The 18,477-nt window shown below is 73.0% G+C and carries 19 protein-coding genes; 9 read left to right on the top strand and 10 right to left on the bottom strand.

Going from position 1 to position 18,477, the window contains the following annotated elements:
• The first annotated feature begins 156 nt into the window (after positions 1 to 156).
• The 4 genes from nhaA to ACFU9E_RS00815 all read left to right on the top strand — a co-directional run bounded on the left by nhaA (position 157) and on the right by ACFU9E_RS00815 (position 3,896).
• A complete protein-coding gene (gene nhaA, locus ACFU9E_RS00830) occupies positions 157 to 1,632 on the top strand; it encodes a Na+/H+ antiporter NhaA (RefSeq protein ID WP_380683143.1) in 1,476 nt (491 codons plus the stop codon).
• A 112-nt stretch (positions 1,633 to 1,744) separates the two neighbouring features.
• On the top strand, positions 1,745 to 2,221 hold the full coding sequence (locus ACFU9E_RS00825; protein ID WP_350558600.1) for a phage holin family protein: 477 nt from the start codon (positions 1,745 to 1,747) through the stop codon (positions 2,219 to 2,221).
• 245 nt (positions 2,222 to 2,466) lie between these two features.
• Positions 2,467 to 3,456, top strand: a complete 990-nt coding sequence (locus ACFU9E_RS00820) for an alpha/beta fold hydrolase (RefSeq protein WP_380683144.1) — start codon at positions 2,467 to 2,469, stop codon at positions 3,454 to 3,456.
• Between the two features lie 203 nt (positions 3,457 to 3,659).
• Complete coding sequence (locus ACFU9E_RS00815; RefSeq protein WP_355360332.1) at positions 3,660 to 3,896, top strand: hypothetical protein; 237 nt, start codon at positions 3,660 to 3,662, stop codon at positions 3,894 to 3,896.
• Positions 3,897 to 4,023: 127 nt separating this feature from the next.
• On the opposite strand, the gene ACFU9E_RS00810 is transcribed toward ACFU9E_RS00815, so the two are convergent.
• The 4 genes from ACFU9E_RS00810 to ACFU9E_RS00795 all read right to left on the bottom strand — a co-directional run bounded on the left by ACFU9E_RS00810 (position 4,024) and on the right by ACFU9E_RS00795 (position 8,027).
• Entirely contained in the window at positions 4,024 to 5,208 is a 1,185-nt protein-coding gene (locus ACFU9E_RS00810) for a MarP family serine protease (RefSeq protein ID WP_380683145.1), read from the bottom strand.
• Between the two features lie 97 nt (positions 5,209 to 5,305).
• A complete protein-coding gene (locus ACFU9E_RS00805; RefSeq protein ID WP_380683146.1) occupies positions 5,306 to 6,049 on the bottom strand; it encodes an NUDIX hydrolase in 744 nt (247 codons plus the stop codon).
• Complete coding sequence (gene nth / locus ACFU9E_RS00800) at positions 6,046 to 6,921, bottom strand: endonuclease III (protein WP_380683147.1); 876 nt, start codon at positions 6,919 to 6,921, stop codon at positions 6,046 to 6,048. The genes ACFU9E_RS00805 and nth overlap by 4 nt, the downstream gene beginning before the upstream one ends.
• Before the next feature lie 155 nt (positions 6,922 to 7,076).
• The gene (locus ACFU9E_RS00795; protein WP_380683148.1) at positions 7,077 to 8,027 is read right to left on the bottom strand and encodes a beta-ketoacyl-ACP synthase III; all 951 of its coding nucleotides are present in this window, start codon (positions 8,025 to 8,027) and stop codon (positions 7,077 to 7,079) included.
• A gap of 103 nt (positions 8,028 to 8,130) precedes the next feature.
• Between ACFU9E_RS00795 and ACFU9E_RS00790 the strand changes: the two genes are divergently transcribed.
• Positions 8,131 to 8,799: a TetR/AcrR family transcriptional regulator gene (locus ACFU9E_RS00790; protein ID WP_380683149.1), complete on the top strand. Its 669-nt coding sequence runs from the start codon at positions 8,131 to 8,133 to the stop codon at positions 8,797 to 8,799.
• 352 nt (positions 8,800 to 9,151) lie between these two features.
• A complete protein-coding gene (locus tag ACFU9E_RS00785; RefSeq protein WP_030288117.1) occupies positions 9,152 to 9,826 on the top strand; it encodes a Crp/Fnr family transcriptional regulator in 675 nt (224 codons plus the stop codon).
• Positions 9,827 to 9,980: 154 nt separating this feature from the next.
• Here the strand turns inward: ACFU9E_RS00785 and ACFU9E_RS00780 are convergent, their stop codons facing one another.
• From ACFU9E_RS00780 to ACFU9E_RS00760, 5 genes are all read right to left on the bottom strand, one after another.
• On the bottom strand, positions 9,981 to 10,808 hold the full coding sequence (locus ACFU9E_RS00780) for an MBL fold metallo-hydrolase (protein ID WP_380683150.1): 828 nt from the start codon (positions 10,806 to 10,808) through the stop codon (positions 9,981 to 9,983).
• On the bottom strand, positions 10,805 to 10,981 hold the full coding sequence (locus ACFU9E_RS00775) for a hypothetical protein (RefSeq protein ID WP_380683151.1): 177 nt from the start codon (positions 10,979 to 10,981) through the stop codon (positions 10,805 to 10,807). Before ACFU9E_RS00775 ends, ACFU9E_RS00780 begins: the two co-directional genes overlap by 4 nt.
• A gap of 144 nt (positions 10,982 to 11,125) precedes the next feature.
• Complete coding sequence (locus ACFU9E_RS00770; RefSeq protein ID WP_380683152.1) at positions 11,126 to 12,013, bottom strand: NUDIX hydrolase; 888 nt, start codon at positions 12,011 to 12,013, stop codon at positions 11,126 to 11,128.
• Positions 12,014 to 12,148: 135 nt separating this feature from the next.
• Positions 12,149 to 12,619, bottom strand: a complete 471-nt coding sequence (locus ACFU9E_RS00765; RefSeq protein ID WP_380683153.1) for a RidA family protein — start codon at positions 12,617 to 12,619, stop codon at positions 12,149 to 12,151.
• A complete protein-coding gene (locus tag ACFU9E_RS00760) occupies positions 12,616 to 12,774 on the bottom strand; it encodes a DUF4177 domain-containing protein (protein WP_158845411.1) in 159 nt (52 codons plus the stop codon). The genes ACFU9E_RS00765 and ACFU9E_RS00760 overlap by 4 nt, the downstream gene beginning before the upstream one ends.
• Before the next feature lie 200 nt (positions 12,775 to 12,974).
• On the opposite strand from ACFU9E_RS00760, the gene ACFU9E_RS00755 reads away from it, so the two are divergent.
• Both ACFU9E_RS00755 and ACFU9E_RS00750 read left to right on the top strand, forming a co-directional pair.
• On the top strand, positions 12,975 to 14,057 hold the full coding sequence (locus ACFU9E_RS00755) for an ArsA-related P-loop ATPase (RefSeq protein ID WP_380683154.1): 1,083 nt from the start codon (positions 12,975 to 12,977) through the stop codon (positions 14,055 to 14,057).
• 14 nt (positions 14,058 to 14,071) lie between these two features.
• Entirely contained in the window at positions 14,072 to 15,280 is a 1,209-nt protein-coding gene (locus tag ACFU9E_RS00750) for an ArsA family ATPase (protein ID WP_380683156.1), read from the top strand.
• A gap of 77 nt (positions 15,281 to 15,357) precedes the next feature.
• Here ACFU9E_RS00750 and ACFU9E_RS00745 read toward each other — a convergent pair whose 3' ends face one another.
• A complete protein-coding gene (locus tag ACFU9E_RS00745) occupies positions 15,358 to 15,681 on the bottom strand; it encodes a WhiB family transcriptional regulator (RefSeq protein WP_344338874.1) in 324 nt (107 codons plus the stop codon).
• Positions 15,682 to 16,104: 423 nt separating this feature from the next.
• Between ACFU9E_RS00745 and ACFU9E_RS00740 the strand changes: the two genes are divergently transcribed.
• The gene (locus tag ACFU9E_RS00740) at positions 16,105 to 18,453 is read left to right on the top strand and encodes a transglycosylase domain-containing protein (RefSeq protein ID WP_380714692.1); all 2,349 of its coding nucleotides are present in this window, start codon (positions 16,105 to 16,107) and stop codon (positions 18,451 to 18,453) included.
• Positions 18,454 to 18,477: the final 24 nt, after the last annotated feature.

Below are 18,477 nucleotides of genomic sequence, written 5' to 3'. Positions count from 1 at the left end.
CCACTTTGTCGTCACGCTAGACTGCTAAGGACGCGACAAGACCTGCATGATCCACGTGATCCACAGGTCCGCGTCACAGGGCGAGCCGGGAAGTCTGGTCGGCGATGCACCACCGGTGCATCCACACACCGTCCCCTCGCCCCCAGGAGGCCGCGCGTGGCCAGCCAGCCGCCCGTTCACGAGCCGACGACGACCCGACGCCGCCAGTTCCTCGGCCGACTGTCCCTCCCCGAGCGCAACTACCTCGCCGACGCCCTGCGCACCGAGACCGTGGGCGGAATCCTGCTGCTCACCGCCGCGGTCGTGGCACTGATCTGGGCCAACGTCTGGCCGGACGCGTACCAGTCCGTGCTGAACCACACCGTCGGCCCCTCCGCCCCCCTGCACCTCGACCTCACCCTGGGCACCTGGGCCAAGGACGGGCTGCTGACGATCTTCTTCTTCGTCGCCGGCATCGAGCTCAAACGCGAGTTCGTGGCGGGCGAGCTGCGCACCCCCAGCGCGGCACTGCTCCCCGTCGTGGCCGCCGTCTGCGGCGTCGCGCTGCCCGCCGTCCTGTACGCGCTCATCAACGCGGGCCCCGGCGGTCACCCCAGCGGCTGGGCCGTCCCCACCGCCACCGACATCGCCTTCGCGCTCGGTGTGCTGGCCGTGGTCGGCAGCCACCTGCCCTCCGCGCTGCGCGCCTTCCTGCTCACCCTCGCGGTGGTGGACGACCTGATCGCGATCCTGATCATCGCGGTCTTCTACAGCTCCGGCATCAAGTTCTGGGCCCTCGGGCTGGCCTTCGCCGGCCTCGCGCTGTTCTGGTTCCTGCACCGGCGCGGGGTGCACGGCTGGTACCTGTTCGTCCCGCTCGCCTTCGTGGTCTGGGCGCTGATGCACGAGAGCGGCGTGCATGCCACGGTGGCGGGCGTCGCGATGGGCCTGATGCTCCGCTGCCACCGCGAGGGCGACGAGAAGCAGTCCCCCGGCGAGCACATCGAGCACCTGGTCCGCCCGCTCTCGGCCGGGCTGGCGGTACCGGTCTTCGCCCTGTTCGCGGCCGGGGTGACGATCTCCGGTCCGGCGCTGCGCGAGGTGTTCACCCAGGCCACCCCGATCGGCATCATGGTCGGCCTGCTGGTCGGCAAGACCGTGGGCGTGTACGGCGGCACCCGACTGACCGCCCGCTTCACCCGGGCCGAGCTGAACCCTCAGCTCAAGTGGGCCGACCTGTTCGCCGTCTCGGTCCTGGCCGGCATCGGCTTCACCGTCTCGCTGCTGATCGACGAGCTGGCCTTCCCGGACGACCCGGCGCTCGCCGACCGGGCCAAGGCCGCCGTCCTGGTGGGCTCGCTGATATGCGCGCTGATCGCCACCGTGCTGCTGAAGCTGCGCAACCGGCACTACCGCGAGCTGTGCGAGGAGGAGGACCGCGACCTCGACGGCGACGGCATCCCCGACGTCTACCAGCTGGACGACCCGGCCTGGCAGCGCCGCATGGCCGAACGGGCCCGGCCGACGGGCTCGGGGCAGCCGGACGCGGGCCCGACCCGCCAGGTCGGCGGAAGGACCGGCGAGGGCGCCGACGAGAGCGCCGACAAGGGCGCCGGCGAGGGCGCCGACGAGGACGTCGACGGAGCCCGCTGAGCGGCCCGCCCGCCGGACACGTCCCCCCGGCGGGGCCCCGGAGTGGTGTCCGCTCCTCCGGTAGGGGCATGATTCTGAACTGTCGACAGTCCACCGAAGAGGAGTACCGCTGATGCCCGCAGGAGCCGCAGACCCGTCCAGCAACGGCCGGGCGCCCTACGAGGGCGAGCGTTCGGTGGGGCAGCTGTTCGCCGCGGCCACCGCCGACCTGTCCGCCCTGGTCCACGACGAGATCGCGCTCGCCAAGGCCGAGATCCGCGCCGACGTCAAGCGCGGCGTCTCCGGCGGCGTCTCGCTGGGCGTCGCCGGTGTGGTCGCGCTGGCCGCCGTCCCGATGCTGAGCGCCGCCGCCGCGTTCGGCATCCACGCGCTGGGCCTGTCACTCGGTTGGTCGTTCCTCATCGTGGCCGGCGCGTACCTGCTGCTGGCCGTGCTGCTGGGCCTGCTGGCACTGCGTTCGTTCAAGAAGATCGAGAAGCCGGTCCGCACCATCGAGGGTGCGCAGAAGACCGCCGACGTCCTGAAGAACGCCCGGCCGCGTCCCGCCACCAAGGAGGAGATCGACCGCGCCCTCGGCCGCATCCCGTAGGCCCTCCCCGTAAGCCCTCCCCGTAGGCTCCCCGTAGGCCAACCTCGCAGGCCCATCCCGTGCGTCGCCGGCCAGCCGCTGCCGAGCCGGCCACCGCGTCGGGGCCCGGTCGGCACGCGCCAGGGAGGCGCCACCGGAGCGCCATGGGAGCGCCAGGGAAGCGCGCCCGGGCCGGGCCGGGCCGGAAGGGTCCGAGTGCGAGTGCCGGGCGCGTGCACGGCGCGCGGATGTGACACGCTCTCGGTATGTCGCTCGACCAGAAGCCCGTGCCCGCGCAGCCGTCCGACAGCTCCGGCCTCACCGCCCCCGGCGACGCCCCGGGCACGCCCCCGGCCGCCTGGGACGTCAGGCAGGCCGGGCCGTGGATCCACCGCGACCTCGCCGCCAACGGCGCGCGGTTCCACATCGCCGAGCTCGGCGAGGGCCCGCTGGTCCTGCTGGTGCACGGCTGGCCCGAGTACTGGTGGGCCTGGCGCCACCAGCTGACCGCGCTGGCCGCGGCGGGCTACCGGGCCGTCGCCGTGGACCTGCGCGGCATCGGCGGCAGCGACCGCACCCCGCGCGGCTACGACCCCGGCAACCTCGCGCTGGACATCACCGGGGTGATCCGCTCCCTCGGCGAGGATCGGGCGCACCTGGTCGGCCACGCCTCCGGCGGCACGCTGGCCTGGGTGGCGGCCGTGATGCGGCCCTCGGTGATCCAGAGCCTCACCGTCGTCTCCGCCGCGCACCCCCGCGACCTCCGCCGGGCGCTGCTCACCGACCGCAAGCAGCTGGCCGCCTTCGAGCACGTGCTGGGTTTCCAGCGGCCGTGGATACCGGAGCGCCGGCTGGTGGCGGACGACGCCGAGCTGGTCGGCCGCTACTTGGACGCCTGGACCGGCCGCACCCAGCTGGACCGCACGGCGGTCGCCGCGTACCGGCGGGCGATCCAGATCCCCAGCACCGCACACTGCTCAGTCGAGCCCTACCGCTGGCTGCTGCGCTCGATGGCCCGCCCGGACGGCATCCAGTTCGCCCGACGGATGAAGAAGCCGATCACCGCCCCCACCCTGCACGTCCAGGGCGCGGCGGACCCGGTGCTGCTGTCGCACACCGCGCTGGGCGGCGGCGAGTACGTGGCCGCGCCGTACCGCTGGCGGCTGATGCCCGGGGTCGGGCACTTCCCGCACGAGGAGGCGCCGGAACAGTTCACCGCCGAGCTGCTGGACTGGATCGGCCGGCACAAGGACTGAGGTCCCCGAGTGCCGGAGGGGGCTTGAGGATCAACGGCCCCGAGCCGGGAAAGGACACGGGGCGAGGGCCCCGGCCCCCGGATGGGCGAACAGGGTCGAAGGTCCCAACTCCCTTGATGTGACGTTCATATGACAAACGCATAGGCCACGTTGGTGCCCCGCCGGGCGGTTACCCCCGTCGGCCCAGGGGCATCCATTGCGGTATGACCTGGATGCCCGATCGCGGCAGCGCCCCGCGCGGCCGACAGCACAGCAACAGCCCGCAGCGTTCCGCCCACCGTCCCGAGTGGGCGGACGACCGCGGTTACGACGGCGGCTACGACACCGGCTTCGACGGCGCGGGCGGCCACCCGCGCACGGCGCAGCGGCAGCTCGGCATCCCGCACATCCTCGGCCGCCGCGCCCGCTGGGTGGGCGCCCGGCTCCGCCGGGACACCTGACCGGGATCAGCGCGCACCGGCACCGGCCGACCCGGACCGCGTCGGCCGACCCGGACCCGCACCGGCCGACGCGGATCAGCCCCGGCACCGGCACGGATCGACGCGGATCAGCACCGATCGCCGTGGATCAGAGCGCGCAGCCCTGGGTGTCCACCCGCCCCGTCGCCGCGGCCCCCTGCTCGGCGTCCTGGCGGACCTCGGCGGCGGTCAGCACGTACCCGGTGTCCGCGCTGTCCAGCGACTTCGCGAACACCATCCCGTACACCTGGCCGTCCGGCGTGAGCAGCGGCCCGCCGCTGTTGCCCTGGCGGACCAGCGAGCGCACCGAGTAGACGTCGCGGACGACCTGGCCGCGGTGGTAGATGTCCGGGCCGTTGGCCTGGATCCGGCCGCGGATGCGGGCCGGCTGGACGTTGAAGGCGCCGTTCTCGGGGAAGCCCGCGACGATGGCGCTGTCGTTGGTCTTCGCCTCGCCCGCGAAGGTGAGCGCCGGCGCGTTCAGCTTGGGCACGTCGAGGACGGCGATGTCGCGCTGCCAGTCGTAGCTGACCACCGTCGCGTCGTACAGCTGGCCGACACCGCCGACCTGCACGGTCGGCTCGTCGACGCCGCCGACCACGTGGGCGTTGGTCATCACCCGGTGCGGGGCGTAGACGAAGCCGCTGCCCTCCAGCGTCTTGCCGCAGGCTGTGGCGGTGCCGACCACCTTGACCAGGCTCTGCCGTGCCTTGGCCACCGCCGGGCTGGCGGCCAGCGCCGGGTCGGGGGTGTCGACCTGGGTGATCGGCTCGTGCTCGAAGGGGTTGAACACCTGCGGGAAGCCGTTGCGGGCGAGCACCTTGGAAAAGTCCGAGAACCAGTTGGGCGCGTCGTTCGGCAGCGCGTCCTGGACGCCGCCCAGCACGGCCGAGGTGCGGACCTGCTTGGAGACGGTCGGCAGGGACGTCCCGGCGAGCGCCGATCCGATCAGCCAGGCCACCAGCAGCATCGAGATCACGTTGACCACGGCGCCGCCCGCGGCGTCCAGGGCCCGGGCCGGGCGGCGGTCGATGTGGCCGCGCAGCTTCCAGCCGAAGTGCGTGGTGATCGCCTGGCCGGTGGCCGCCAGCACGATCACCACCACCACGGCGATCACCGAGGCGGTCGTCCCGGGGCTGAGGTGGTCCAGCAGCAGCGGCAGCAGCTGGACGGCGAGCAGGCCGCCGCCCAGGAAGCCGAGGACCGACAGCACTCCGACCACGAAGCCCTGCCGGTAGCCCGAGACGGCGAATCCGAGGGCGGCGGCGATCAACAGCACATCCAGGACGTTCACCCGGACACCCTCCCACGACGGACCGTCCGCCCGAGTGGGCTAACGCCGAATCCGGCCGGGACCGTGCGGGGGCCGGCCCCGCCCGCCGCCCCGTGGTTCACGGTGTCCCGGGGTCGCGGCCGAGCGCCGCGCGGGACCGTTCCAGATCGCCCTGCACCAGCGCCAGCGCCTCGTCCGAGAGGTCGACGATCCGGCCCGCGTCCCACGGCCGCTCCAGCCCGCCGTGGTGCAGCACCCGGTCGATCACCCCGGCGGTGAAGCCCCAGACCAGCCGTCCGCCGACCGCGAAGGCCGGCCCCAGGTGGCCGGACGGGTGCCGCAGCCGGGCCCGGTTGGCCGGGTCGGTCAGCTCGGCGATCGGCACCCGGAAGACCGCGCCGGTCTCCCCCAGGTCCACCGGGCGGACCGGCGACTCCTCGCGCCACCAGCCGAGCACCGGCGTCACCACGAACCGGCTGACCGGGATGTAGAGCGCGGGCAGCGTCGCGAAGACCTGCACGCCGTCCGGGTCCAGGCCGGTCTCCTCCCAGGCCTCGCGCAACGCCGCCGCCACCGGCCCGGACCCCGCCGGGTCACCGTCCTCCGGGTCGAGCGCGCCGCCCGGGAAGGACGGCTGGCCGGCGTGCGAGCGCAGCGAGCGGGCCCGTTCGATGAGCAGCAGGTCCGGCCCGGCCACCCCCTCGCCGAAGAGCATCAGCACGGCGGCGGCCCGGCCGCCCTCGGACGGCGGCAGGAAGCTGCTCAGCTGCTCGGGCAGCACCCGCTCCGCGGCCTCCCGGACCGGCTCCAGCCAGGCCGGCAGCCCGTCCCGTTCGACCTGCGGCGCTCTGCGCCCGCTCACTCGGACACCGCCAGGTCGGCGACCTCACCGTGGTGCGCGGCGGCGTCCGCGCGGGCGCCGGCCTCGCCCGGGAAGTCGGCGGGCGGGCGCAGCCGCTGGCCCGGGTGGCCGCCCAGCTCGTACTTCAGCAGCTTCGTCGCCTTCTCCGGATCGGTCTCGCCCTCCCCGTAGGCGGGGCAGAGCGGTGCGATCGGGCAGGCTCCGCAGGCCGGCTTCCGGGAGTGGCAGACGCGCCGGCCGTGGAAGACCACCCGGTGCGAGAGCATCGTCCACTCGGACTTCGGGAAGATCTCCGCGACCGCCGCCTCGACCTTGACCGGGTCGTCCTCGGTGGTCCACCCGAACCGGCGGGCCAGCCGCCCGAAGTGGGTGTCCACGGTGATTCCAGGGACTCCGAAAGCGTTGCCGAGGACGACGTTGGCGGTCTTGCGGCCGACGCCGGGCAGGGTGACCAGGTCGGCCAGCCGGCCCGGGACCTCCCCGTCGAACTCGTCGCGCAGCGCGATCGACAGGCCGATCAGCGACTTCGCCTTGTTCCGGAAGAAGCCGGTGGGCCGGATGATCTCCTCCAGCTCCGCCGGGTTCGCCACCGCCATGTCCTCCGGCGCCGGGTACTTCGCGAACAGCGCCGGCGTGGTCTGGTTCACCCGGAGGTCGGTGGTCTGCGCCGACAGCACGGTGGCCACCAGCAGTTGGAAGGGGTTCTCGAAGTCCAGCTCCGGGTGCGCGTACGGGTACAGCTCCGCCAGCTCCCGGTTGATCCTCCGGGCCCGCCGCACCATCGCCAGCCGTGATTCGGGCTTGCCCACCCTGACCGTCTTCCCGACCGGCTTCCCCGCAGACGCGGTCGTCCGGACCTTGCTCTCTGCCATGCGTGAAGGCTACGCCGGACGGCCGCGCTCCTGCGGCGGATCGGCCGGGCCCGCGCCCCCTCCGCCCGCTGCGCGCCGGGTCGGCACGGGTCGGCACCCCGTCGACGGCAGGTGACCGCCCGGAGGCAGCTGACGGCTCGGGGGCAGGCGGCGACTCAGGGGCAGCGGACGACCTGGCCGGCCCAGGAGAGGCCGCCGCCGAAGCCGAGCAGCAGGGCGGGGGCCCCGGTGGGCACCTCGCCGCGCTCGACGAGCTTGGCGAGGGCGAGCGGGACGGAGGCGGCCGAGGTGTTGCCGGACTCGACGACGTCGCGGGCCACCACCGCACCGCCGGCGCCGAGCCGGTCGACCAGCGCCTCGATGATCCGCAGGTTGGCCTGGTGGGTGACGACCGCGCCCAGGTCGGCGGGGGTCAGACCGGCCCGGCGGCAGGCCTCCTCGGCGATCGGGGCCAGCGTGGTGGTAGCCCAGCGGTAGACGGTCTGGCCCTCCTGGCGGAACCGCGGCTGCCAGCCGTCGTCCAGCCGGACGGCGTGACCCTTCGTCGGGTCGGAGCCCCAGACCACCGGCCCCACGCCCGGGCGGCCGGCGGTCGCGGTGTCCGGGCCGAGGATCGCGGCGCCCGCGCCGTCGCCGAGCAGGACGCAGGTGGAGCGGTCCGTCCAGTCGGTGACATCGCTCATCCGCTCCGCGCCGACGACCAGCGCGTACCGGGCGGCGCCGGCCCGGACGGCGTGGTCGGCGGTGGCCAGCGCGGTGCAGAAGCCGGCGCAGCCGTTGTTGACGTCGAAGCCGACAGCCGCCGGGATGCCCAGCCGGCCGGCGACCTGGGTGCCGATGCTCGGGCAGCGGTCCATCGCGGTGCAGGTCGCGACCACCACCAGGTCGATCTCCTCGGGGGCCAGTCCGGCGGCGGCCAGCGCCTTGCCGGCGGCGGAGGCGGCGAGGTCGGTGACGGTCTCGTTCTCGGCGATGCGGCGGGTCACGATGCCGGTGCGCTGCCGGATCCACTCGTCACTGGTGTCGACCAGCCGGGCCAGGTCGTGGTTGGTCAGGACCTTCGCGGGCTGGTGGTGGCCCAGCGCGATGATGCGGGAACCCGGCATGGCTGCTCCTCGGGAAACGGATCGGTGATGGGGCGTCATCACGCCGGACTATAGCGTCCGAACGGTCGGACTCTAAAGGGTCGGTGCTCGCTACACTGGCGCGGTGAGCCCCAGAAGATCCGCCGCCGACACCCGCCGGACCCGCGCCTCGATCCTGGCCCGCGGCCTGGACCTCGCCTCGGTCGAGGGACTGGAGGGACTGACCATCGGCAGGCTCGCCACCGACCTGTCGATGAGCAAGTCCGGCGTCCTGGGCCACTTCGGCACCAAGGAGTGCCTGCAGCTGGCCGTCGTCGACGAGGCAGTCGCGCTGTTCGCCCGCGAGGTGGTGCAGCGCTCGGAGACGGCCGGGGCCGCGCCGGGTCTGCCGCTGCTGCTCGCCCAGTGCGAGGCCTGGGTGTCCTACCTGGAGCGCGATCTGCTGCCCGGCGGCTGCTTCTTCACCACGGTGACCGCCGAGTTCGACGACCGGGAGCCCGGGCCGGTCCGCTCGGCGGTGGCGGCGCGCAACGCGATCTGGCAGCGGAGGGTGCGCCGCCAGGTCGAGCTGGCGGTCACCGCCGGACAGCTTCCCGCCGACACGGAGCCCGAGCAGACCGTCTTCGAGCTGACCGGCCAGGTGCTCGCGCTCAACCACGCCCGCCGGCTGTACGGCGACCGCGGCGCCGCCGACCGCGCCCGGCGGGCGATGCGGCGACTGCTCGGGCTGCCGGCCCCGGGCGCGGGGCAGCCGACGGCGCTCGCCGACCTGCCCGAGCCGCCGCAGATCTGAGGCGCCCGCTCGCACGCCCCACCCGCGTGCCTGTCCACGCGCCCCCGGGCCCGGACCGGCCCGGCCTGACCGAGCCCGACCCGGCCTGACCTGGCCTGACCCGGCTGGATCGGTCCTGCTCCGGAACTTGACCGATCAGGACTGAACCGCGGCGCCCCACTGACCGGCTGACCTGCCGGTTCGGGCGGTCAGCGGGAAGGTTCCGGCGGTACGAATGGCCCCGCGCAGCTCACCTCGGCGCACCCCCTCCTCATATGATCGGAGCGACATGCGCCATGCTTGGTGATGCAGAGCACTGTACGAACTTGTGCCGGAGGGCTTGACGGCCGGCCGGCCGAGAAGGAGGAAGCACGTGGACGACGTTCTGCGGCGCGCCGCACTCTTCGCGGCACTCGACGACGAACAGGCCGGCGAGCTGCGCGCTTCCATGACCGAGGTGACGCTCGCCCGCGGCGAGTCGCTGTTCCACGAGGGCGACCCGGGCGACCGGCTGTACGTCGTCGCCGAGGGCAAGGTCAAGCTGCACCGCGCCTCGCCGGACGGCCGCGAGAACATGCTCGCCGTCCTCGGCCCCAGCGAGATGATCGGCGAGCTCTCGCTGTTCGACCCGGGCCCGCGCACCGCCACCGCGAGCGCGCTGACCGAGGTCAAGCTGCTCGGCCTCGGCCACGGCGACCTCCAGCCCTGGCTGCACGCCCGCCCCGAGGTCTCGATCGCACTGCTGCGCGCCATCGCCCGCCGCCTGCGCCGGACCAACGACGTGATGTCCGACCTGGTCTTCTCCGACGTGCCCGGGCGCGTCGCCAAGGCCCTGCTGGACCTCTCCCGCCGCTTCGGCGTGCAGTCCGAGGAGGGCATCCACGTCGCCCACGACCTCACCCAGGAGGAGCTGGCCCAGCTGGTCGGCGCCTCCCGCGAGACGGTCAACAAGGCGCTCGCCGACTTCGCCGGCCGCGGCTGGCTGAAGCTGGAGGCCCGCGCGGTCGTCCTGCTGGACGTCGAGCGGCTCTCCCGCCGGTCCCGGTGACCGCGGGCCGCTAGGGCCTGCACCGCTTGCGGAAAGGGCCCGTACGCTCCGGCGTGCGGGCCCTTCGCGCTGCCTGCGCGGCCTCATGCCTTCTCGGGTTACCTCATGCCTTCTCGGGCTGTCTCGGGCTGCCTCGGGCTTGCCCGCGCGGCCGTCAGTCGGGGATCAGCCCGTGCTCCCGGAGGTACTGGAGCTGGGCGCGGACCGAGAGTTCGGCGGCCGGCCACAGCGCGCGGTCCACGTCCGCGTAGACCCGGGCCACCACCTCGGCGGCCGTTCGGCAGCCGGTCTCCACCGCCGTCTCCACCTGGGCCAGCCGGCCCGCCCGGTGCGCCAGGTAGTAGTCCACCGCGCCGAGCGCGTCCGCGAGCACCGGGCCGTGGCCGGGCAGCACCATCCGCACACCGTGCTCGGCGGCCATGGTGTGCAGGTGGCGCAGCGAGTCCAGGTAGTCGCCGAGCCGGCCGTCCGGGTGCGCGACCATCGTGGTGCCACGGCCGAGCACGGTGTCACCGGTGAGCACGGCGCCGTCGGCGGGCAGGTGGAAGGTCAGCGAGTCCGAGGTGTGGCCGGGCGTGCCGACCACCCGGAGGTCGAGCCCACCGACGTCCAGACGCTGGCCGTGCGTGAGGCCCTCGGAGCCGAGCCGGTGCGCCGGGTCCAGTGCGCGGACCTCGGTGCCGGTCAGCTCGGCGAACCGGGCCGCGCCCTCGGAGTGGTCGGCGTGCCCGTGGGTCAGCAGGGTGAGCGCCACCCGCTGGCCCCGCTGCTCGGCGGTCTCGATCACCCGGCGCAGGTGGCCCTCGTGCAGCGGGCCCGGGTCGATCACCACCGCGAGGTCCGAGCCGGGCTCGGAGAGCAGCCAGGTGTTGGTGCCGTCCAGCGTCATCGGGGACGGGTTCGGCGCCAGCACGCAGAGCGCACGGGGGGTGGCCTCGCCGCCGATCGCGGCGGCGGGGTCACCGGGCAGGAGTCCGCTCACCGGCCGCCCTCGCCGTCGCGATGCAGCAGGCGCAGCGGCAGCGTCCGGACGAGGGCGCGCTGGGCGACTTCGGTGAACGGGGCCGGGCCGCTGTCACAGGCCGGGGTGCGCGGGGTCAGGCTGCGGGCGGGCATCTCGGGTGCCGTCCGGCGAGCCACGTCGTTGTGGGTCATCGGGCGTCGGTCCTTTCCTCTTGCGGGGACTCGGATGGATCGGGTGGATCGGATGGATCGGGTGGATCGGGTGGATCGGGTGGAAGGGGAATCGGGCGCAACGGGCGGTGCTGGAAGCGGACAGTACTGGACGGCGGCGCGCCGTCAGCCGACCCGCTCCCCGGGGAACTCGGGGAAGGTCCCGTCGATGGTCAGTTCGTCGTACCCCGGCCAACGGACGGTCAGCCGCTCCCCGCGCACCTCGGCGCGGCCGAGCACCGGCTCCAGCGAACGGCCGGCCGCCGCCGCCAGCGCCTCGGCGGCGCTGTGCACCGGCCGCAGTTCACGCAGCACGGTGACGGTCGGCGGCAGCATGCCGAACCGGCCCTCCTGGTAGCCGCGGACGGCCTCGTCCGGGGTGAGCCAGGCGACCCGGTCGGCCTCGCCGACCTCGCGGGCGGCGTCCTGCCCGGGCGGCAGGGCGGCGACGAAGAACCAGGTGTCGTAGCGGCGCTCCTCGAACGCCGGGGTGATCCAGCGCGCCCAGCCGGCCAGCAGGTCGCTGCGCAGCAGCAGGCCGTGGTCGCGCAGGAAGTCGGCGAAGGAGAGCTCGTGGGCCTCCAGGGCGGCGCGCTCGGCGCTCCAGTCACGGGGCTCGGCGACGCTGTCGGCGTCCGGGCCGGCCAGCAGGACGCCGGCCTCCTCGAAGGTCTCGCGGACCGCGGCGCAGACCACCGCCTGCGCGGTCGCGGCGTCCACTCCGAGCCGCTCGGCCCAGGCGCGCGGTCCGGGGCCGGCCCAGCCGAGCTCCGCCTCGGCGTCCCGCCGGTCCACTCCGCCGCCGGGGTAGGCGTACATGCCGGCGGCGAACGCCATCGAGGTGCGGCGGCGCAGCAGGTAGGCCTCGGGGCCGCCGCCCGCGGCGGTGTCCCTGAGCAGCACCACGGTGGCGGACGGCTTCGGCACGGGCGGGGTCAGCGCACCCGCGTCGGCCGCCCGGATCCGGGCGGGCCAGCCGGGCGGCATCGGGAGCGTCGTTGCTCGCTGGTCCATGCCCGGATGCTAAGCGCCCGGGGGCGGGGTTGGACAGGGGTGATCCGCTGTCCGACCCCGCCCGGGGAGGGTCCTCCGGTCCGGGTGCGTCCCGGGTGCGTCCCGGGTGGGTCCCGACTGGGTCCCGGGTGCGGCTCAGGCTCCGGTGCGGACCCGGACCTGCAGCTCGACCTCGACGGGGGCGTCCAGCGGCAGCACGGTGACGCCGACCGCGCTGCGGGCGTGCACGCCGGCCTCGCCGAGGACCTTTCCGAGCAGCTCGCTGGTGCCGTTGATCACACCGGGCTGGCCGGTGAAGTCGGGGGCGGAGGCAACGAAGCCGACCACCTTGACGACCTGCTCGACCAGGTCGAGGTCGCCGATCACCGACTTGACGGCGGCCAGCGCGTTCAGCGCGCAGATCTGCGCGAGCTCCTTGGCCTCCTCCGGGGTGACCTCGGCGCCGACCTTGCCGGTGTTCGGCAGCTTGCCGCCCACCATCGGCAGCTGGCCGGAGGTGAAGACGAACTCACCGGTGCGCACGGCGGGGACGTAGGCGGCGACCGGGGCGGCCACCGGCGGCAGGGTCAGACCCAGCTCGGCAAGCTTCTCCTCGACCTTGCTCATGCCCGCTTCTCCCGCTTGAAGTAGGCCACCAGCTGCTCCGGGTTCGGACCCGGTACGACCTGGACGAGCTCCCAGCCGTCCTCACCGAAGTTGTCCAGGATCTGCTTCGTGGCGTGCACGAGCAGGGGTGCCGTCATGTATTCCCACTTGGTCATGGCCAGACTCTAGACGCTCCGTCCCGGCGGACCGGCACGGTTCGCGCCCGGGCGTGCTCCGGCGTGTGAAGTGGCCCACAAAGCGGGCATGATTCAGGCCCGGCCCCCGGGGTAGTCCCGGCATCCGGTGCGGTCCCTGGTTACCCTCGCGGAAGGGCACCCGTGTGGTGCCGGCCCTCGGAGACGGACGGAGACGGAGCGTGGCACGCACCCCCGGCCAGGCGGCCCGGCGCGATCCCGACTGGGAGGGCGTGCGGTTGCACGTGGTCAGCGGCAAGGGCGGTACCGGGAAGACCACGGTGGCCGCGGCGCTGGCACTGGCGCTCGCCGCGCAGGGCCACCGGACGCTGCTGATCGAGGTGGAGGGCCGGCAGGGCATCGCCGAGCTGTTCGGCATAGCGGCGCTGCCGTACGAGGAGCGCAGGATCGCCTCGGTCACCCCGGCCCAGCTGGGCCTGCCGCCGGCGCAGGACGGCAGCGCGGCCGGCGGCGAGGTGCACGCGCTCGCCATCGACACCGAACAGGCCCTGCTCGAGTACCTCGACATGTTCTACAAGCTCGGCCGGGCCGGGAAGGCGTTGCAGAAGGTCGGCTTCGTCGACTTCGCCACCACCATCGCCCCCGGCGTCCGGGACGTCCTGCTGACCGGCAAGGCCTGCGAGGCCGCCCGCCGCAAGGGCCCGGACGGCCGGCGGCGGTACGACGCGGTGGTGATGGACGCCCCGCCGACCGGGCGGATCACCCGCTTCCTGAACGTCAACTCCGAGGTGGCCGGGCTGGCCCGGATCGGGCCGATCCACAGCCAGGCACAGGCCGTGATGCGGGTGCTGAAGTCGCCGGAGACCGCCGTTCACCTGGTCACCCTGCTGGAGGAGATGCCGGTCCAGGAGACCGTGGACGGCATCGCCGAGCTGCACGAGTCCGGGCTGCCGGTGGGCGGTGTGCTGGTCAACATGGTCCGCCCGCCGGTGCTGGACGCGGCGGCGGTGGCCGCGGTGGACGGCGACCACCGCGAGGAGGTCGCGCTGGCCCTCGGCGAGGCGGGCCTCGGCGGCCGCTCGCGCAAGCCGGAGACCGTCCGGGCGGCGGTCGAGCCGCTGCTCGACCCACTGCTGGAGCAGGCCAGGGAGCACGCCGAGCGGGTGGAGCTGGAGCGGGCGCGCCGCGCCGACCTGCAGCAGCTGAAGCTCCCGACGTACGAGCTACCGCTGCTGGGCGAGGGCGTGGACCTCGGCGGGCTCTACCGGCTGGCGGGCGAACTGAAGCGTCAGGGGGCAGCGTGAGCGGGCGGAACGGCGTGAGCGGCGACGGTACGGGCAGCAGCGGCGGTACGAGCAGCGGCAACCGGCTCGCGGTGGACGGGCTGATCGACGACCCGAAGACCCGGATCATCGTCTGCTGCGGGTCCGGCGGCGTCGGCAAGACCACCACCGCGGCGGCGATCGGCCTGCGGGCCGCCGAGCGCGGCCGCAAGGTCGTCGTGCTGACCATCGACCCGGCCCGCCGGCTGGCGCAGTCGATGGGGCTGACCGAGCTCGACAACACTCCGCGGATCGTCAAGGGCGTCGGCGGCAACGGCGGCGACGGCAACGGCGGCGGCGAGCTGCAGGCCATGATGCTCGACATGAAGCGGACCTTCGACGAGGTCGTGCTGGCCCACGCCGAGCCCGAGCGGGCCCGCGCGATCATGGAGAACCCCTTCTACCAGTCCCTGTCGGCCGGCTTCGCGGGCACCCAGGAGTACATGGCGATGGAGAAGCTCGGCCAGCTGCGGGCGGCCGAGGAGTGGGACCTCATCGTCGTCGACACCCCGCCGTCGCGCTCCGCGCTGGACTTCCTGGACGCGCCGAACCGGCTCGGCTCGTTCCTGGACGGCAAGGTGATCCGGATCCTGACCGCACCGGCCAAGGTCGGCGGCCGGTCCGCGATGAAGTTCCTGAACGCCGGGATGGGCCTGCTCACCGGCACCCTCGGCAAGATCTTCGGTGCCCAGCTGCTGACCGACGTGCAGACCTTCGTCAGCGCGATGGACTCGATGTTCGGCGGCTTCCGCGAGCGCGCCGACCGCACGTACCAGCTGCTCCAGGCGCCGGGCACGGCGTTCCTGGTGGTGGCCGCGCCGGAGCGGGACGCGCTGCGCGAGGCGGCGTACTTCGTGGACCGGCTGGCCGCCGACCGGATGCCGCTGGCCGGGCTGGTGCTCAACCGGGTGCACGGGACGGGCGCGCCACAGCTCACCGCCGAACGGGCGCTGGCCGCGGCGGAGGCGCTGGAGGAGAACGGTTCGGAGCACGCCTCGCCGGAGGCGGAAGTGCTCGCGGCCGGGCTGCTGCGGCTGCACGCCGAGCGGATGCAGGTGATGGTGCGCGAGCGCCGGACCCGCGACCGCTTCGTCTCGGTCTACCCGGACGTGCCGATCGTCGAGGTCGCGGCGCTGCCCGGGGACGTCCACGACCTGGACGGACTGCGGGCGATCGGCGAACGGCTCAGCGGCTCCGCCGACTGACCCCGCGCCGCGGTCCGGCCCGGGCCCCCCAGCCCGGGCTGACCGACCGTTCCTCCGGGGGCCAGGCGCCCGGGTGCTCAGCCCGCCTGGGCGTAGTCCGTCAGTATCACGCCGGTGGCCAGCGAGGCCTCGTACTCGGTGCGCGCCGTCTCCAGCAGCCGCCGCCACGAGATCACGGTCGGCCGACGGCGCAGCAGCGCCCGGCGCTCGCGCTCGGTCATCCCGCCCCAGACCCCGAACTCCACCCGGTTGTCCAGCGCGTCCGCCAGGCACTCCGTGCGCACGGGGCACCCGCTGCACACCGCCTTGGCGCGGTTCTGCGCCGCCCCCTGGACGAACAGTTCGTCCGGATCACTCGTGCGGCAGGCGGCCTGCGCACTCCAGTCGTCTACCCAGCCCATGCCGGCGCCGTCCTCTCCCGAATCGAGGCTCCCCCACGGCGGCAACGGCATATTCACCGTTGCCAGTTGAGGACGTTACGGAAGAACGACAGCTTGCAACAGCCCCTTCGGGCTCAATCTCGAATGACCCGATTGGACTATGGGTGGCGATCAGCTCACTCGTTGGAGTGACCGCAGGTCGCAAGCCTTGCCAGGACCACGGGCGCCACTCTCGCCACGCAGGTCGTCACGCAGTGCTACCGGACACAGGGGTGCAGCGGGCAACAGCTGCCCCAAAAGCACACCAGGATCGGGCAATTCGGGCAATTCTCATCACTCACAAGAGTGATCGATGCTGACGCAGCGAAGCTGTCGCAAGCTTGTGACAAGCCTAGGCGAACACCTGCCCCGGTGTGTGGCATTCGGCAACGTAGGGTTCTCCCCATGGCACCGAAGCGCCCCCAGGCATCCCCGCCCCCCGGCAACCCCGGAGCTCCGCGCGGCAAGCGCCGCGGGTCACCGCTGGACTACGCGGGACACGGAGTGAAGTTCCTGGGGGTCAGCGTGCTCTCCGGCGTCCTGCTCGCCGGCATGGCCCTGCCCGCCGTCGGCGCGCTCGGACTGACCGCCAAGAACACGGCCGAGGGCTTCTCCAACATCTCGGACGACTTCAAGACCCCGCCGCTCACCCAGGCGACGCAGATCTTCGACGCCAAGGGCGGGCTGATCGCCAAGGTCTACGAGCGCGACCGCACCGTCCTCACCGCCGACCAGATGTCGCCGTACATGCGGCAGGCCCAGGTCGACATCGAGGACGCCCGCTTCTACGAGCACGGCGCCGTCGACCTCAAGGGCGTGCTGCGCGCGATCAGCAAGAACGCGGAGAGCGGCACCGCCTCCCAGGGCGCCTCGACGCTGACCCAGCAGTACGTGAAGAACGTCAACGTCGAGAAGGCCGGCGACGACCAGGCCGCCGTCCTGGAGGCCCAGCGCAAGACCCTGGGCCGCAAGATCCAGGAGCTGAAGGTCGCGATCAAGCTGGAGGAGGACCTGACCAAGGACCAGATCCTCACCAACTACCTCAACATCACCTTCTACGGCCACCAGGCGTACGGCATCGAGGCCGCGTCCCAGCGCTACTTCAGCAAGTCCAACAAGGACCTCAGCATCGCCGAGGCCGCCACCCTGGCCGGCCTGGTGCAGAACCCGTCCCAGTACGACCCGGTGCGCTTCCCCGACAACGCCGTCAAGCGGCGCAACGTCGTGATCGACAAGATGGTCGAGAACAAGCACATCACCGCGGACCAGGCCAAGGAGGCCAAGGCCGCCCCGCTGGGCCTGAAGTACAAGGACCCGCAGAACGGCTGCATCACCGCCCAGGCGGGCATGGGCTTCTTCTGCGACTACGTGCGGCACGTGGTCAAGCAGGACCCGGTGTTCGGCAAGAACGCCGCCGAGCGCAAGAAGTTCTGGGACCAGGGCGGTCTGAACATCTACACCACCCTCGACCCGGACAAGCAGGCCGCCGCCCAGAACGCGGTCACCAGCAAGGTCAAGGTCACCGACCCGGTCTCGGCCGCCACCACCATGATGGAGCCGGGGACCGGCAAGATCCTGGCGATGGCCCAGACCCGCCCGTACGGCCTGGAGCCGGCCAAGAACCAGACCGTCGTCAACCTGAACGTCGACGCGGCGATGGGCGGCGGCAACGGCTTCCAGCCCGGCTCGACGTTCAAGCCGATCATCGCCGCGGCCGCGCTCGAGAACGGGATGTCGCCCACCAAGGCGTACCCGTCCGAGAACCGCATCGAGTGGCCGACGATGAAGACCTGCGAAGGCACCTGGAAGAACACCTACAAGGGCAACGAGCGGTACGTCCCGAACGAGAGCAAGAGCGAGGTCGGCCCCTACGAGCTGAAGCAGGCGATGGCCCTCTCGGTCAACACCTACTTCGTTCAGATGGAGCAGGAGATGGGCCTCTGCCCCGTCAAGCAGATGCTCGACAAGCTCAACATCACCACCACCGCCTCCGGCGCCAAGCTGGAGATCGTGCCCTCGATCACCCTGGGCACCAAGGAGATGTCGCCGCTGACCATGGCGAACGTCTACGCGACCTTCGCCGCCCGCGGCAAGCACTGCACGCCGATCGCGATCAACAAGATCACCACGGTCGACGGCAAGGACGTCAACGTCCCGCAGACCAGCTGCACCCAGGCCTTCTCCGAGCAGACCGCCGACGCGATGAACAGCGTCCTGCTCAACGTGACCGAGAAGGGCACCGGCGCCTCCCTCGGCCTGGAGGACGGCCGGCAGATCGCCGGCAAGACCGGTACCACCGACAAGAAGAAGGCCGCCTGGTTCAGCGGCTACACCCCGCAGCTGGCCACCGCGGTCTGGATCGGCGGCCCGACCGGCGGCGTCGAGATGAAGAACATGAAGATCGGCGACACCTACTACGGCGCCGACGGCGTCTTCGGTGCCACCGGTCCCGGCCCGATCTGGAAGATGGCCATGGACGGCGCGCTGAAGGGCTCGCCCAAGGAGTCGCTGCCGACCATCGACATCCCGGACCCGGCCCCCAAGCCGGACCCGAACGCCACCCCGGGCGCCACTGCCCCGGCCAACCCGGCCGACCCGAACGCCGGCGGCAACCCGCCGCCGGCCGCGAACCCGGGCGACCCCGGCACCAATGCGGGCGGCATGATCGGCGGCGGCTTCACCTTCCCGCCGGGCGTCATCGGCGGCGGGAACGGCAATGGGAACGGCAACGGCAACGGGAACGGCCACCGCTGAGCGGGCACCCGTTGGACGACGAGG

The organism is Kitasatospora sp. NPDC057595 (assembly GCF_042800875.1).
In the GTDB taxonomy this organism is placed as follows: domain Bacteria; phylum Actinomycetota; class Actinomycetes; order Streptomycetales; family Streptomycetaceae; genus Kitasatospora.
This window is presented reverse-complemented; position numbering and strand designations above follow the sequence as displayed.

What these genes read in the sequence shown, in the direction of transcription:
- ACFU9E_RS00740 (WP_380714692.1), top strand. Translation starts at nt 16,105, where the DNA reads ATGGCACCGAAGCGCCCCCAGGCATCCCCGCCCCCCGGCAACCCCGGA.
- ACFU9E_RS00820 (WP_380683144.1), top strand. Translation starts at nt 2,467, where the DNA reads ATGTCGCTCGACCAGAAGCCCGTGCCCGCGCAGCCGTCCGACAGCTCC.
- ACFU9E_RS00775 (WP_380683151.1), bottom strand. Translation starts at nt 10,981, where the DNA reads ATGACCCACAACGACGTGGCTCGCCGGACGGCACCCGAGATGCCCGCC.
- ACFU9E_RS00760 (WP_158845411.1), bottom strand. Translation starts at nt 12,774, where the DNA reads ATGACCAAGTGGGAATACATGACGGCACCCCTGCTCGTGCACGCCACG.
- ACFU9E_RS00765 (WP_380683153.1), bottom strand. Translation starts at nt 12,619, where the DNA reads ATGAGCAAGGTCGAGGAGAAGCTTGCCGAGCTGGGTCTGACCCTGCCG.
- ACFU9E_RS00795 (WP_380683148.1), bottom strand. Translation starts at nt 8,027, where the DNA reads ATGCCGGGTTCCCGCATCATCGCGCTGGGCCACCACCAGCCCGCGAAG.
- ACFU9E_RS00770 (WP_380683152.1), bottom strand. Translation starts at nt 12,013, where the DNA reads ATGGACCAGCGAGCAACGACGCTCCCGATGCCGCCCGGCTGGCCCGCC.
- ACFU9E_RS00745 (WP_344338874.1), bottom strand. Translation starts at nt 15,681, where the DNA reads ATGGGCTGGGTAGACGACTGGAGTGCGCAGGCCGCCTGCCGCACGAGT.
- ACFU9E_RS00815 (WP_355360332.1), top strand. Translation starts at nt 3,660, where the DNA reads ATGACCTGGATGCCCGATCGCGGCAGCGCCCCGCGCGGCCGACAGCAC.
- nth (WP_380683147.1), bottom strand. Translation starts at nt 6,921, where the DNA reads ATGGCAGAGAGCAAGGTCCGGACGACCGCGTCTGCGGGGAAGCCGGTC.
- ACFU9E_RS00825 (WP_350558600.1), top strand. Translation starts at nt 1,745, where the DNA reads ATGCCCGCAGGAGCCGCAGACCCGTCCAGCAACGGCCGGGCGCCCTAC.